Source organism: Nonomuraea maritima (assembly GCF_900100395.1).
GTDB classification, from domain to species: Bacteria; Actinomycetota; Actinomycetes; order Streptosporangiales; family Streptosporangiaceae; genus Nonomuraea; species Nonomuraea maritima.
This window is the reverse complement of record NZ_FNFB01000016.1, coordinates 149,409-162,988: the sequence shown is the minus strand read 5'-3', so window position 1 is coordinate 162,988 and position 13,580 is coordinate 149,409. Positions and strand designations below refer to the sequence as shown.

13 protein-coding genes and 1 tRNA gene are annotated in these 13,580 nt (G+C 69.6%); 6 read left to right on the top strand and 8 right to left on the bottom strand.

The window, feature by feature from the left end:
- The 3 genes from tnpB to BLR04_RS24265 form a co-directional block, all read right to left on the bottom strand.
- On the bottom strand, window positions 1–1,160 hold a 1,160-nt coding region (tnpB, locus tag BLR04_RS24275; RefSeq protein ID WP_090769352.1), incomplete at its 3' end, for an IS607 family element RNA-guided endonuclease TnpB.
- The gene (locus BLR04_RS24270) at window positions 1,157–1,729 is read right to left on the bottom strand and encodes an IS607 family transposase (protein ID WP_090769350.1); all 573 of its coding nucleotides are present in this window, start codon (window positions 1,727–1,729) and stop codon (window positions 1,157–1,159) included. The genes BLR04_RS24270 and tnpB, both read right to left, overlap by 4 nt.
- A gap of 117 nt (window positions 1,730–1,846) precedes the next feature.
- The gene (locus BLR04_RS24265; protein WP_218129131.1) at window positions 1,847–2,413 is read right to left on the bottom strand and encodes a hypothetical protein; all 567 of its coding nucleotides are present in this window, start codon (window positions 2,411–2,413) and stop codon (window positions 1,847–1,849) included.
- 493 nt (window positions 2,414–2,906) lie between these two features.
- Here BLR04_RS24265 and BLR04_RS24260 point away from each other — a divergent pair, with 493 nt between their 5' ends.
- Complete coding sequence (locus BLR04_RS24260; RefSeq protein WP_090769348.1) at window positions 2,907–4,514, top strand: ABC-F family ATP-binding cassette domain-containing protein; 1,608 nt, start codon at window positions 2,907–2,909, stop codon at window positions 4,512–4,514.
- A 114-nt stretch (window positions 4,515–4,628) separates the two neighbouring features.
- On the opposite strand, the gene BLR04_RS24255 is transcribed toward BLR04_RS24260, so the two are convergent.
- Both BLR04_RS24255 and BLR04_RS24250 read right to left on the bottom strand, forming a co-directional pair.
- Window positions 4,629–5,657, bottom strand: a complete 1,029-nt coding sequence (locus tag BLR04_RS24255) for an aldo/keto reductase (RefSeq protein WP_090769346.1) — start codon at window positions 5,655–5,657, stop codon at window positions 4,629–4,631.
- A gap of 183 nt (window positions 5,658–5,840) precedes the next feature.
- Complete coding sequence (locus tag BLR04_RS24250) at window positions 5,841–6,737, bottom strand: AraC family transcriptional regulator (protein ID WP_090769344.1); 897 nt, start codon at window positions 6,735–6,737, stop codon at window positions 5,841–5,843.
- A 229-nt stretch (window positions 6,738–6,966) separates the two neighbouring features.
- Between BLR04_RS24250 and BLR04_RS24245 the strand changes: the two genes are divergently transcribed.
- Entirely contained in the window at window positions 6,967–7,842 is an 876-nt protein-coding gene (locus BLR04_RS24245) for a CDP-diacylglycerol diphosphatase (RefSeq protein WP_176903261.1), read from the top strand.
- A gap of 71 nt (window positions 7,843–7,913) precedes the next feature.
- Here the strand turns inward: BLR04_RS24245 and BLR04_RS24240 are convergent, their stop codons facing one another.
- The 3 genes from BLR04_RS24240 to BLR04_RS24230 all read right to left on the bottom strand — a co-directional run bounded on the left by BLR04_RS24240 (window position 7,914) and on the right by BLR04_RS24230 (window position 11,279).
- A complete protein-coding gene (locus tag BLR04_RS24240) occupies window positions 7,914–9,587 on the bottom strand; it encodes a TROVE domain-containing protein (RefSeq protein ID WP_176903260.1) in 1,674 nt (557 codons plus the stop codon).
- Between the two features lie 957 nt (window positions 9,588–10,544).
- Window positions 10,545–10,841 carry a CPCC family cysteine-rich protein gene (locus tag BLR04_RS24235; protein ID WP_090769340.1) on the bottom strand — a complete coding sequence of 99 codons (297 nt, stop codon included), beginning with the start codon at window positions 10,839–10,841 and terminating at the stop codon, window positions 10,545–10,547.
- Window positions 10,842–11,202: 361 nt separating this feature from the next.
- Window positions 11,203–11,279 (bottom strand) — tRNA-Pro (locus tag BLR04_RS24230).
- A gap of 128 nt (window positions 11,280–11,407) precedes the next feature.
- Here BLR04_RS24230 and BLR04_RS24225 point away from each other — a divergent pair.
- The 4 genes from BLR04_RS24225 to BLR04_RS24210 all read left to right on the top strand — a co-directional run bounded on the left by BLR04_RS24225 (window position 11,408) and on the right by BLR04_RS24210 (window position 13,537).
- A complete protein-coding gene (locus BLR04_RS24225) occupies window positions 11,408–11,800 on the top strand; it encodes a hypothetical protein (RefSeq protein WP_245740453.1) in 393 nt (130 codons plus the stop codon).
- A 67-nt stretch (window positions 11,801–11,867) separates the two neighbouring features.
- A complete protein-coding gene (locus BLR04_RS24220; protein ID WP_245740452.1) occupies window positions 11,868–12,413 on the top strand; it encodes a hypothetical protein in 546 nt (181 codons plus the stop codon).
- A 6-nt stretch (window positions 12,414–12,419) separates the two neighbouring features.
- Window positions 12,420–13,331, top strand: a complete 912-nt coding sequence (locus BLR04_RS24215) for a hypothetical protein (protein WP_090769336.1) — start codon at window positions 12,420–12,422, stop codon at window positions 13,329–13,331.
- Window positions 13,332–13,342: 11 nt separating this feature from the next.
- Complete coding sequence (locus BLR04_RS24210) at window positions 13,343–13,537, top strand: hypothetical protein (RefSeq protein ID WP_090769334.1); 195 nt, start codon at window positions 13,343–13,345, stop codon at window positions 13,535–13,537.
- Window positions 13,538–13,580: the final 43 nt, after the last annotated feature.

Sequence of the window (13,580 nt, the reverse complement as noted above, 5' to 3'; positions counted from 1 at the left end):
GGCAGCTTGGCTTTCACCGCGCCGCACCCGGAACAGGTTTTGGAGGAGGGGTACCAGCGGTCGGCCGCGACGATCCGGCCACCCGCCCAGGCGGTCTTGTAGGTGAGCCGGCGGCGGATCTCGCCGAATCCAGCGTCGGCGATCTTGCGGGCGAGGCGCCGGTTACGGAGCATGCCGGCGACGTTGAGGTCTTCAATCGCGATGGTGCCGTACTCGGCGGCCACGGCGGTGGTGAGCTTGTGCAGAGCGTCTTGGCGGAGGTTCGCCACCCGGTGGTGGATCTTGTTCCGCTGGGCGTTGGCTTTCTCCCACCGGCGGGACGGCTTGCGGCCGGTCCCGCGGTCGGGGCCCTGACGGCGGGACACGATCCGGGACACGCGGCGCAGCAGCTTACGCGCCCGCTCGTAGTGCCCGGGATTGGGCGCGGTGCGGATCTCGCCGGCGCTGTCCGCCATCACCGCGAGGACCTTGATCCCGAGGTCGATCCCGACAGCCACGTCCGGCCGTGCCACGCGTTCCGGGTCGCGCTTGACCTCGACCTGGAAGGACACGAACCAGCGGCCGCGTTCGTGCCGCACCGTGGCGGACAGGATTCGGGCCGTCCCGTTCTGGACGCGCTGCAGGAGCTTCACCGTGGGTTCGTGGGTGCGCAGTGTGCCGAGCCGGGGCAGCGTGACGTGCCGGCCGTCGGCGTCGACGCGGATCGTGCCGGTGGTGAACCGGCAGGACAGCCGCGCCTTCCGCTTCGACTTGAAACGGGGCATACCAACTCGCTTGCCCTGGCGCTGCCCGCGCTTGGACTTCGCGTAGTTGTCGAACGCCGCGGCCGCGTTCGCCAGGCCGGTGGAGTACGCCTCTTTGGAGTTCTCCTCCCACCACCCGGCGAAGTGCGGGTCGGTGTGCTTGGCCTCGTTGAACGCCTTCCGCAGCGACGGCAGCGACCACGGCCGCCACTCGGTCAGCTGCGCCTCGGGCACGCCGTAGGACTCCTCCGCGCGGCGCTGCCACCACGAAGCCTCGACCCAGGCGACCGCCCAGTTGTACGCGGCACGGGCGGCGCCGCAGTGCGAGCGCAGCGCGTGCTCCTGAGCGGCGTTCGGGTCCAGAGCGAACCGGAACGCCTGCACCACGTAACCGGGCTGCGGCTGGAACTTTTTCACCCGGCGTCCTCGCCGGTCGCGGCGGCCACCGCGCGGGCGGCCCGGTTCTTCGCCGCCCGCCCGTACAGGCGGGCGCACATCGATGTCAGTACCTCGGTGATGTCCCGGACCAGGTCGTCGGTGGTCTCGGCGGGGTCCAGGACGACCAGACGCCGCCCGGACGCCGACAGAACCGCTTCGAGGTGCTCGACGCCGAACCGGGCCAGCCGGTCGCGGTGCTCGACCACGATCACCGCCGCCCGCGGGTCGGACAGCAGGCGATGCAGCTTGCACCGCCGCCCGTTCACTCCCGAGCCGACCTCGGTCACGACCTCGGCGACCGGCAGACCAAGACCGGTGGCCCCCTGGACCACGCGCGCGACCTGCCGGTCAAGATCCGGTTTCTGGTCCGCGGAGGAGACACGGCAGTACGCCACCACCCGGCCGGACGCCTCCGGGGCGGGCTCGTCGACCAGCCACGTTCCGGACGGCGTCTGGCGCACCGGGACCGGCATACGGCCCTCTTTCGCCCACGCCCACGCGGTCTGGTCGTGCACGCCGTTGCGTGCCGCCCACTCGGAAAGCTTCACGCGCTCAAGATAACAAATGAGAAATGCTGAGGATGACTGATTCATTGCGCAGCAGTTGTGGACCCCGCGCGATCTGCAGCGGCGCGGCCACCCCTCCGGTGAGTTCGCGCCCCTGGTTCAGCGTGTGGTCGAGCTGTCGCGCGAGGAGCGGGAGAGACGCCGGAGGAAGGTACGCGTCCGCGCCGGCGTCGAGCAGCCGCCGCACCGGGCCGTGGTACTGGACCCCGAGCTCGTCGTCGTCGATCTCGGTGACGACGACGCGAGCCTTCGGGAACATCCGAGCTGGGTGGCGAGCGCGACCCGGGCCGCGGTCGACAGCTGCATCGCGGTGGCCACGACGGTCACGCCGTCGTAGTCGGCCGGTGGCGGGTCGCCGGCCTCGTCCGACCCGTCACGACGGACGACGGCGCCATGGACCACGGCGACGGTGCTGGTGACCGTCGCGATCGAGGCGCCGTCACGCGTGAGGATCAGGTTCTCGCCGGGTTCGAGGGCGTCGATGAGCGCCACGACGTCGTCGGGCAGGCGCGCCACGTCGACGCGCTGGGCGGGGCGGGCGTCGCGCGGCTCCGGACGTGCGGCGCGGTGCGCCTCACCGGCGGCGCGCTGCTTCTCGCGGGCGGCCTGCTGCGCCTCACGGGCCGCGCGCCACGCTGAGCGGGCCTTACGCTTGCGGATCACCATGCCGGGATCGTCCTCCCCTCGGCCGCGGGGACATCGTCGTGTCTGAGCCAGGGGTGCCGCGTAACCAGGTGATCACATGAGTCCCTTCCGATGCTGCGATCTTGTTGGACGCCGCCACACGATCAAAGGTTCGCCACCGGTCGGCGTACGGACGACAAGACAGAGCACGAGCACACGGCTGGTAGGGTGCACGCGTGGAGCTGATCGAGGTGGACAGAGCCTAGCCACCGAACCGCCGGTGGCTTTCACTTCGTGCGGGCATCACCCGCACCGGTGAACGACTGTTTTTCCCAGGTGTCCGCCCGTTCCGGGCGTTGACCGCTCACCGGCACGTTCGCATCGCACCGACCCCGGTCCCGGGTGCGCGAGCGCGCCTGCCTGCCACCACGCCCAGTACGAGGGCGCCGCGGCAGTTCTCCGTCGATCTCTCGCCGCGTCGGCACCCGACCCCGTGGTCCCTTCACGTTCCCCTTCAGATCTTCAAGGACCGCTCATGTCTACCAAATCCGCCGTCACGCTCCGTGACCTGACCTTCGAGTGGGCGGACGGCACCGTCGCGCTCGCCGACGTCAACGGCACCTTCACCACCGGCAGGACCGGGCTGATCGGCCGCAACGGCGCAGGAAAGTCGACCCTGCTCCGCCTCGTCGCGGGCGAACTGCGGCCGAGCAAGGGCCAGATCGACACCGTCGGCGAGGTCGGCTACCTGGCGCAGAACCTCACGCTGCGGCAGGAGACCACCGTCGCCGAACTGCTCGGCATCCAGGGAATCCTCGACTCGATGCGGGCCATCGAAGCCGGAGACGTCGACCAGCGCCACTTCGACGCCATCGGCGACGACTGGGACATCGAGTCCCGAGCCGACGAGGCGCTGCACCAGATCGGGTTCTCCGCCGGAGACCTCGGCCGCCGCGTGGCGGAGGTCTCCGGCGGGGAGGCCATGCTCATCGCGATCACCGGGCTCCGCCTCCGTCGCACGCCGATCACCCTGCTCGACGAACCCACCAACAACCTCGACCGCCCCACGCGGGCCAGGCTGGCGGAGTTCGTCGACCAGTGGCCCGGCACGCTCATCGTGGTGAGCCACGACCTCGAACTCCTGGAGCGCATGGACGCGACCACCGAGCTGCACGGCGGCACGCTCGACACGTTCGGCGGCCCGTACAGCGCGTGGAAGGAGCACCAGGAGCAGGAGCAGCTGGCCGCGGTGCAGGCCGCCCGCTCGGCCCAGCAGGCGCTCAAGGTCGAGAAACGGCAGCGCGTGGAGGCCGAGACGAAGCTGGCCCGCCGCGAGCGGACCGCGAAGAAGACCCAGAAGGACGGCGGCATCCCGAAGATCCTCGCGGGCAATCGCGCCAGCAAGGCACAGGCGTCGGCGGGAGCGCTGCGCTCGACGCTCGACGACAAGGTCCAGGCGGCGCAGGCCGCCGTCGACGCCGCGGACGCGCGCGTCCGCGAGGAGCAGCACATCAGTCTCGTCCTGCCCGATCCGGACGTCCCTCGCGGACGGCGCATCGCGGAACTCCAGGACGAGAACCGCACCGTCGTCATCCAGGGCCCGGAGCGGGTGGCGCTGATCGGCGCCAACGGCAGCGGCAAGTCGACCCTGATCAAGCGGCTCCTCCACGGTGGGCCTCCGGTTCCCGGGCGACCGCACGGCCGCCTGTTCACCGAGCTCGTCGGATACCTTCCGCAACGGCTCGACGGGCTCGACGACGAGGCCGGCGCGATGGCCAACGTGCGGGCGGTGGCCCCGGGGACTCCCTCCGGCACCATCCGCAACCAGCTCGCCCGGCTGCTCCTTCGCGGCGACAGCGTGGACCGTCCCGTCCGCACGCTGTCGGGTGGGGAACGCTTCCGGGTCGCGCTCGCCCGCCTGCTGCTGGCAGAGCCGCCCGCGCAGCTGCTGGTGCTGGACGAGCCGACGAACAATCTCGACATCGCCAGCGTCGAGCAGCTGGCCGAGGCACTCGACGCCTACCGCGGCGCGCTGCTCGTCGTCAGTCACGACCTCGCGTTCCTCGAACGGATCGGCGTCGACACCGTCCTCGAGCTCGACGAGGACGGACGCATGCACCAGCGCCGCAGCCTGAACGGCTGATCGCCGTGCCCCGGATGGGCGGGCGGACTTCTCCCGGCCGCCCATCCGGCGTGGATGGCGGGCGGCCGGGAGAGGCCGCCCGCCCATCTCGCGTCGGCGCCGTCCGAGCAGGGCTCAGGCGGCGGAGCGCTCGGTGACCGGGCGGCGCCGCAGGCTCACGGTCGTGACGGCGGGCGGGGTGTAGGCGGTCCGGTTGGGGCCGGCGTCGGTGCCGGGCGGGGTGATCTCGTCGATCCGGTCGAGGATCTCGTCGTCCAGGGTGACGTCCGCGCCGGCGAGCAGGTCGTCCAGCTGCTCCATGGTGCGCGGCCCGATGATCGCCGAGGTGACGCCAGGGTGGGCGATCGCGAACGCCATCGCGAGGTGGGTCATCGGCAGTCCGGCCTTCTCGGCGAGCGGGACGAGCTGCTCGACCGCTTCGAGCTTGCGCTCGTCGCTGAAGTGCTGCGGCGTGTAACCGGATCGATGGGTGTCGGTACGGACGCCCCTGCGGTAGCGGCCGGTGAGCAGGCCCTGGCCGAGCGGGCTCCAGACCAGGGTGCCCATCCCGTAGCGCTGGGCGACCGGCAGGACCTCGCGTTCGATGCTCCGGTTGACGATCGAGTACGGCGGCTGCTCGGTACGGAAACGCTCGAGGCCGCGCCGCTCGGCGACCCACTGCGCCTCGACGATCTCCGAGGCAGGGAAGGTGGACGTCCCGATCGCGCGTACCTTGCCGCTGCGGACCAGGTCGGACAGGGCCGACAGCGTCTCCTCCACGTCGACCGTCGGGTCGGGACGGTGGATCTGGTAGAGGTCGAGGTGGTCGGTCCGCAGGCGGCGCAGGGAGTTCTCGACGGCGGTCATGATCCAGCGCCGCGAGTTGCCCCGGTGGTTCGGATCGTCGCCCATCGGATAGTGCACCTTGCTCGCCAGGACGACGTCGTCGCGGCGGCCTTTGAGCGCCTTGCCGACGATCACCTCGGATTCGCCGGCGGAGTACACGTCGGCGGTGTCGACGAAGTTGATCCCCGCGTCCAGCGCCCTGTGGATGATCCGGATGGATGCGTCGTGGTCGGGGTTGCCCATCGCCCCGAACATCATGGTGCCCAGGCAGTACGGGCTGACCTGCATCCCAGTCCGCCCCAACGTACGATATTTCATGATTGCCCCCAAGGAATCGACCAGTGAGTGAGTGGCTCCGGCGGGGACGCGGCTCAGTCGGGCCCGCAAGCGCTCCTCGTCGAGCACGCGCCACCGGATCGGTCACATCCATGCAAGCAACGCGGCGAGCGCCCGGCCTTCACGATCCTTTCGGGTGGTTGCACAATCCTCTTGGGGTGGACGTCACGGCAGCGCCACGGCGGGACCTGCGCCGTCCCGCAACCGGGCCGCGTCGACGCTGGGCGGAACGCCGAACTGGCGCCGGTACTCCCGGCTGAACTGTGACGGGTTGTCGTACCCGACGCGCTGCCCGACGCCGGTGACATCGTGCGGACGGTTCGCCAGCAGCAACCGCGCCGCCTGCAACCGGATCTGCTTCTGAAAGCGGATCGGGCTCATCCCCGTCACCACCAGGAAGTTCCGGTGGAAAGCGGACACGCTCATCCCCGAGAGCCGCGCGAGCTCCTCGACCCGGAACGGCTGCGTGTAGTGCTCCCGGATCCACCGCACGGCCCGGTCGATGTGGCTCAGGCTGCTGTCCGCCAGGCCGAGCTGACGCACGGCCTCGCCCTGCTCCCCTGTCAGCAACCGCCACAGGATCTCCCGCTTGACCAGCGGGGCGAGCATCTTCCTGTCGCCTGGACGATCGAGCAGGCGCAGCAGCCGTACGACGGCGTCGAGCAACTCGTCCGGGGCGTCACTGACCGCGATGCCCGGCGGTGCGGCTGCGGTGGACCGCGGCAGCTCCCCCGGCCCGGCCTGCAGCAGCAACTCAGCGATAACGGCTGGTTCCAGCGTCATCCCGAAGCCCAGCGAGGGGCGCGCGGTGTCGACGAAATGCCCTGTCACCGGCAGGTCGACCGAGGCGACGAGGTACTGGCCGGCGCCGTACTCGTAGACGCGGTCCCCCAGCGCGAGGCGCTTGCCGCCCTGGGCGACGATCGCCAGCACCGTGCCGGACATCGAGGACACCGGCGCGACGGCATGATCGGCCATGCAGACCCGGACGCCGTCGATGGCAGTGGTCAGGCCGGGCCGCGCATGCCGTCGCAGCAGCTCACGAAGCTCGTCCAGAGACATGCCCCCCATTCCAGCACGCGAGCCTTCGCCGCCCGCCAGGAGTGTCCCGTTCTGACCAGCGAAGCCCCAAGCCTCGCTCCCCCCGGTTTCACCGGATGATCGCGATGGGGAGCATCCTGATTCGCGGGTGGCGGAACCCGCGACAGGCGCCATTCGGGGCGCGAGCGCTTCAGGCCGCGTGGCGGACGCTCGCAAAGATCATCGGGGGTTGTCCATGGGGGAGAACGGCGTGCCGGAAACCGCGGCGGACGGCCTGAGCCGCCGCCATTTCGTCCGCGCCTCCGGTCTGACCGGCGCGGGCGTCGTCCTGTCGACCGCCTGCCAGATCCCGGCGCTGGCGTCCGACACGCCGCCACCGCCTCCCACCGCCGGAGGCCCCGACCCGACGGTGTGCGGAAGCCCGAACAGCATGGACCGCCTGTGGGTCTCGATGCAGCGCTGCCACGGCAACAACAGCTGCCTGCAGAACGGCGACGACTACGTCGTGATGCCCGGCAACAACAACACCTCCGGGTACACGAACTTCATCCTCGTCCCCACCCAGCGGATCAACGGGATCGAGTGTCCCTGGATCTGCAACAGCCACGCGCCGAACTACTGGGACGCCGCCGCCTACTTCGCCACGCGACCGCCGACCGTGGTGCGGACGCCGGTGGGGCTCGGCATCAACTCGCAGCGCGCCCGGACCTTCAACCAGCTCCACATCCACATGGCCACCGCCCGCCCGGTGTCACGCAACGACCTCGAGGCGCAACAGAGCATCGCCGCCCGCAACATCCCGGACTGGGCGCACACCCGCGTCTCGGTCCGCGGGTTCAGCGAGCAGCTCGGCGTCCTGCCGCACGTCTACCGGGTGCTGATCTGGCCCGGCTTCAGCCACGACAACCTCTTCGACATGCTCAGAACCATGCTCGTCCACGCACTAGGCCAGGGCGCGACGGTAGCCGATGCCCAGGAGCAGATGCGCTTCCAGACGTTGATCGTCATCCCCCGCACGTCCGGCGGCTACTTCATCGTGAACAGCGAAACCCAGCTCCGCGACCCCAACAACCACCAACTGGCAGGCACCAACACCTGCGACCCCCTACTCCTCCTCCACCCCTGAACCGTCGCTGCCCCGGCCGGGAATCTCCTCCCGACCGGGGCACACGTCCCCAAAATCTGCGAGCCTTCATTTCAGGACCGGACGAATCCGTTGACGATGAGGGGAAGCGACGCGTCGAGGCCGGCGACGTTGAGGACACCGTCATCCTGCGGGTCGCCGATCGTGTGCCCGACCGCCGTCATCGCCGCGACCACGACACGCACGTCCGGGTTGACCGTACGGCGGTAAGCCGCGAGAGCCTGCGTCGGGTGAGAACGGCCGGCCCACGTCTCGTTGTCGGTGAACACGACGATCCCGTCCACCCCCATCTGCTCGTGGGCCGCCCACGTGAACGGCAGCGACAGGTCCGTCCCGCCGCCCGAGGGACGCCAGGATGCGATCTCGCGCAGGTTGGTACGCGGCGTCACCTTCGACGCGTGCACGCTCGTGTCCACGTCGATCACGTGGACGTTGCCCTGCTCGATGCGGGCGAGCATGACCGCCATGGCGTTGGCGACCTCGTATGCGGCGCCGATCGGCGATCCACCCACCGTGACCACCCCGCCGTGCCACTGGCCACTCATCGACCCCGACGAGTCCACGGCGACGAGCAGCCGCTTCCCGGACGGCTCGACCGTGCCGAACGCCGCCTCGTACGTCTCTTCCAGCGCATCCAGGATGGCCGGCACCGGGCGCCAGGTCTGCCGGTCAGCGCGCCGGTTCTGCTGCGCCTGCCCGGACGCGTAGACGCGCATGGCGAGCCAAGCGTCCATCGGATGGATGCGGGCCCGAAGGATCGCCTCCCGGTCGGTGAGGCGCCGCACGGCCCGCGAGGTTGCCTGCGCCATGGGCGTGAGCGTGCCGAGCCGGGTCATCCTGGCGAGGTTGCGGATGAGCGCGGTCATGCCGACCGTCTCGATCAGCGCCTCCCACACGGACGGGTCCTTCAGTACCGCGTCGGGCAGGAACTCCCACGGCACCTTCGCCGTCGTGACGACGTCCACCGCCTGAGCCGGACTGGTGACGGCCTTGGCCGTCAGGAACCGGTCCACGGTGGGCAGCTTGTCGCGCGCCTCGTCGTCGGAGACGTTCCCGGCGATCCACCCGAACAGCATCTTCCGCTGCTCGTCGTCCGCGACGGGGTGGGCGATGCGGAGCACGTCCCGCAGGTCGAACGCCTCACCCTGCGGCGTCTTGCGCTGACGCGCCTTGCAGGCCTTGAACGCCACGTCGTCCGGCGCGCCGGTCAGGAACCACGAGCCGAGCGCGGTCCGCAGGGACCGGCCGACCGTGGGCGCCGTGCCTCGCGCGGTCGGCTTGCCGCCGAGGTTCTTGTAGTAGCCGAAGAACGCGGCGAGGTGGTCGGTGGTGCGCGCCACCTTGGCCAGCGCGAGCTTGGCGGCCTGGCGAGTGTCGGCGTCTCCCTTGGCGTACGCCGCGGCGAGGGCGAACAAGGCGGGACGCTGCTTCGGGGCGCGAGGCGGCCGAGCGGTCGAGATGTCCGTGAGCATGCGAACGACCCGCGGGCCGTCCTCGGCGATGGCCTGGAACAGCACCGCGGCGTTGTCGGCGGTGAGCTTGTCCTCACCCACGTAGTAGGTGCCGCCCGTGGTGCCGAGGATCAGGAAGTCCTCCAGCTTCGTCCACAGGTCCTTGCCGAAGACGTATCCGCCGGCGGGGTTCCGCACCTGGTCGGTACGGCCGGGGATCGGCTGGTTCTGCGGGGTCGCCAACGCCGAGACCGCGGCGAGGGGATCACGTGCCATGGTGCGCTCCTTGCGTTCGACCCGCCCGAAGGCGGATATGCGAAGGGGAGCGGATGTGGTGATGCCCAGCGGTGATGACAGACGCTCTGCCGACTGAGCTACCACCCGGGCGGGTGGGCAGGACTCGAACCTGCGACACACTGTTCCGATAACCGATGAGCTTCGACCCGCTCCCCTGCCTGCGTTCGTCAGCCCTGCCAGCGGTACGGATGTGGCGGACCTACCGGAGGCGTCCTGGGCCGCTGGACGACAGGCCGGCGCTGGCCGGCCCGGCAGGATTTGAACCTGCGTCACCCGAATTCGAGTCGGTAACCGATAGAGATTCGACCCGTACCACTGGCGAGACTGACGAACGATCAGGTCGGGAACTGGCGCGGATATGGGATGCACGCCGGCGATTTGGTGCTCTGCCAATTGAGCTACACAGACCGAAGCCTGCGGCGGGGCTCGAACCCGCAACCACCCCATTAACAGTGGATAACCGACACGCTTCGACCCGCGCCAGCACCAGACCTGACCAGCTCACACGTCCCACAAAAGGCGCAGATGCGTGTATCGGATCGCACCTTGCCAAAAGCGACAACCGACACCCATTCAACCCGCACCTTTTCTGGGCCTCGTGAACCTGTGACCGACAGTACCGATCTTCGTACCGCGCCACACCCGAATATCCGGCGAACCCCGAAATATCAGCACATGGCCACAAGCAATGCCCTAACGAACGAGGCAATGCGCTTTGGATGTCACTCAGGCCATACGCCGAGCGACAGACCATGTAGTAGTACAGCTCGAACTCTCATCTGCCATGGGTGCGACCCGCGCCGATCACGTCGAGTAGTGCTCTAACCAGGTGATACGGCTCATAACGTCTCCCGTTGGCTTCCGGCGGTTTACGACTTCGGACGGAACTGGAACGGAACAGGAGATGCACTCGGGGGCCGCACTACGGCGAAACCCTCAAGCGGGCGGATTTTCCTCGGGAAGCGGCGGCCGGACACGTTGACGGATAGCTCCCTCGCACGCACCAAACGCAAGGAAGTTGCGGCGCGCCTGAGTCAAGCTCAGGTAACCGTTGGGACCGCCCAGCACGACATCGGCATCCGGGTCGTCCTGGCCGTCGTCCTCCCAGAAGCACACTGGGCAGATCTCGAACCCGCCCCTCTCGGACAAGGTCACGTATCCGCAGCATGGGCACGCATACGGCCCATCCGCCGACTCTCGAAGTACTGGATAGTTACGCAACCCATGATCCATAGCGCTCAGTCTGCCTCACCTGCACGACGAGTCGGCCTATAGGCCGCGTCCTCGATGCCCACAACGTCAGACGAGCTGTCCAGAAGACGATGTCGGGCTGCCCGCGTACCACTGGACCCCTCCGGAGATGCGGCACAGCTTCGTCTCGTTGCTCTCCGACTCAGGCGTCCCGTTAGAGGACATCGCCCGGCTGGTCGGCCACAGCGGCACGGCCGTCACCGAAGCCGTCCACCGCAAGCAGATCCACCCCGTCCTCTTGCAAGGAGCGGCCGCGATAAACAGTCTCTTTCGGTGTTAGTCACTCACCAATGCGAAAGGGTGCCACCCTAGCGGGTGACACCCTTGCCGACCAGTGTCGATCTGGTCGGGACGACAGGATTTGAACCTGCGACCCCTTGACCCCCAGTCAAGTGCGCTACCAAGCTGCGCTACGTCCCGGTTGTGTCGGCCGCCCCCTGCGGGGCGGGACGTCATAACCTTAGCGCACATCGGAGGTGCACGCGTACACGCGTGAGCGGAGCGGAGGCGGCCGGGTGGCTCGGAAGGCGACCATCGATCGTGCGGAGTTGGCCAGGCTTGTCGCCGAGGGCAGGAGCGTTCAGGAGTTGGCCGATCATTTCGGGGTCAGCGAGTCCGGGGTGCTGCAGGCGAAGCGGGCCGCCGGGCTGGCCAAGCCGATGCTCGACCACAGCGCGGCCATCCCCTGGAAGCTGTCGCGCGCCCACAGCCAGTCCGGGCCTGCCACGAACCTGCGCAACCTGTCGGCCGCGGCCCAGGGCAGGCCGCCGGCCTCCGAGCGGCTGAACACCGCCCTGCGGTGGGCGCAACGGCTCGTCGACTCCGGGCTCGACGTCCGGTACGACCCGGCGGAGGGGTTCGGTGAGGTCCCCGCCTCCCCAGAGGGCTCACACATCGCGAAAGTGCTGGACGCGGCCAGGAAAGCACTGGAAGGCCGCTGACTGCGGCGTTTCGACGTAGCACTTCTCGGGCAGTCGCTGGTCTCAACACAGAGACCGGAGGCACAACATGACCACCTGGGCATGGGTGGCCGTCGTCGTGGTCGCGGTGGTGGCGCTCGCCGCAGTGGGTTTCTTCATGCTGCAGCAGAAGCGCCGCTCGCACCTGCGCCAACGCTTCGGCCCCGAGTACGAGCGCGTGGTCGCCGAACGCGACAACCGCCGCATGGCAGAACAGGAGCTGCTCGACCGCGAGCAGCGGTTCGCCGAGCTGGACATCCGCCCCCTTCCGCAGGACTCCCGCGACTCGTACGCCGCTCGCTGGACCGAGGTTCAGGAACGGTTCGTGGACGCGCCCGCGTTCGCGGTGACGGAGGCGGACCAGCTGGTCACGGCCGTCATGGCGGACCGCGGCTACCCGACCGACGATTTCGAGCAGCGCGTGTCGCACCTGTCGGTGGAGCACGCGGCGACGCTCGACCACTACCGGGCGGCTCACGAGATCAGCGGACGGGCGGCCAGGAAGGAGTCCTCCACGGAGGAGCTCCGGCAGGCCATGGTGCACTACCGCGCGCTGTTCGAGGAACTGCTCGAAGAGACCCCCCGAGGACGGTGAGACGATATGGCAGGCGACGAGCTGAAAGTTCCGTCGCAACGCAACGACGGCACCCGTGACGGACGCGACCACGACCTGACCGGCCGATACGTGGCCGGCAAGGTCCCCGCCGACACGGACCCTCTCGACACGCCCCCGACTGACCGCGACCCGGCCGGCAGGGCCAGCAGCGGCCTGGGTCGCAACGACCCCGACTCGAACGACATGGGTCGAAACGCCACCGAACGATCGGACGCCGAACGACTCGACGCCGAGCGATCGGACACCCGCGAAGCCGAAGTCCGCAAGACCGAAGCCCGCGACGCGGGCGCCCGTAAGAACGACGTCCGCAAGAACGACGTCCGTAACGACGTCCGAAGGGCCGAGGCTGAGCGGGCGGATCGGCCCGGCGACGACCGGGCCGTAACGAACGGGGACCCGATCACCGCGGACCCCGCCCACACGTCCCCGGCTCCCGGCCACTCCCCCGTACGGGAGCCAGGCCACGACGACGCCACGCTGCCCGGCGGCGGGGCGGACCGCGAGCCGGCCTTCCGGGACGGTTCGTACGCCGAGGGTGGCGGGCCGGAGCAGGCGCGGCCGGGTGAGGCGGCAGCGGCACATGCCGCGCCCGGCGAGGTGGTCCTGTTCGAGCGGGACCCGGCCGAGGTGCAGGCCCGGTGGCGCGACCTGCAGGCGTCGTTCGTGGACGACCCCGGCGAGGCCGTCCAGCGGGCCGACGGACTGGTGGGTGAGGTCGTGGAGTCGCTCACCAGCACGCTGAACAGCCGCACCGCCGCCCTGCGCGACCGGTGGAAGAGCACCGGCGACTCCGGCACCGAGGAGATGCGCCAGGCGCTGCGCGAGTACCGCGACGTCCTGGAACGTCTGCTCGCCCTCTCCGGCAGTTCCCCCAGTCAGTCCCAGACCAGGAAATGAGGTGACCTGACATGCTCGCGATCGTCGCAGCGATCATTTTCGGGTTGGGCTTCCTGCTCGATCTCGTGGGTGCTTCGATCCCCGGCGGGATCTCCGGGATGACGTTCGTCCTGCTGGGGCTGACGCTGCTGGCCCTGCACCAGGCGGGCGTCGGCACGGCCGGCGTCCGCACCGGCGGCGGCTGGCGCGCCCGAGCGCGCCGTTGATCGGGTGACGCACGGTGAGGCCGCACGCGGGATGCGTGCGGCC

What these genes read in the sequence shown, in the direction of transcription:
- BLR04_RS24265 (WP_218129131.1), bottom strand. Translation starts at nt 2,413, where the DNA reads ATGGTGATCCGCAAGCGTAAGGCCCGCTCAGCGTGGCGCGCGGCCCGT.
- BLR04_RS24260 (WP_090769348.1), top strand. Translation starts at nt 2,907, where the DNA reads ATGTCTACCAAATCCGCCGTCACGCTCCGTGACCTGACCTTCGAGTGG.
- BLR04_RS24255 (WP_090769346.1), bottom strand. Translation starts at nt 5,657, where the DNA reads ATGAAATATCGTACGTTGGGGCGGACTGGGATGCAGGTCAGCCCGTAC.
- BLR04_RS24250 (WP_090769344.1), bottom strand. Translation starts at nt 6,737, where the DNA reads ATGTCTCTGGACGAGCTTCGTGAGCTGCTGCGACGGCATGCGCGGCCC.
- BLR04_RS24240 (WP_176903260.1), bottom strand. Translation starts at nt 9,587, where the DNA reads ATGGCACGTGATCCCCTCGCCGCGGTCTCGGCGTTGGCGACCCCGCAG.
- BLR04_RS24235 (WP_090769340.1), bottom strand. Translation starts at nt 10,841, where the DNA reads ATGGATCATGGGTTGCGTAACTATCCAGTACTTCGAGAGTCGGCGGAT.
- BLR04_RS24220 (WP_245740452.1), top strand. Translation starts at nt 11,868, where the DNA reads ATGACCACCTGGGCATGGGTGGCCGTCGTCGTGGTCGCGGTGGTGGCG.
- BLR04_RS24215 (WP_090769336.1), top strand. Translation starts at nt 12,420, where the DNA reads ATGGCAGGCGACGAGCTGAAAGTTCCGTCGCAACGCAACGACGGCACC.
- BLR04_RS24210 (WP_090769334.1), top strand. Translation starts at nt 13,343, where the DNA reads ATGCTCGCGATCGTCGCAGCGATCATTTTCGGGTTGGGCTTCCTGCTC.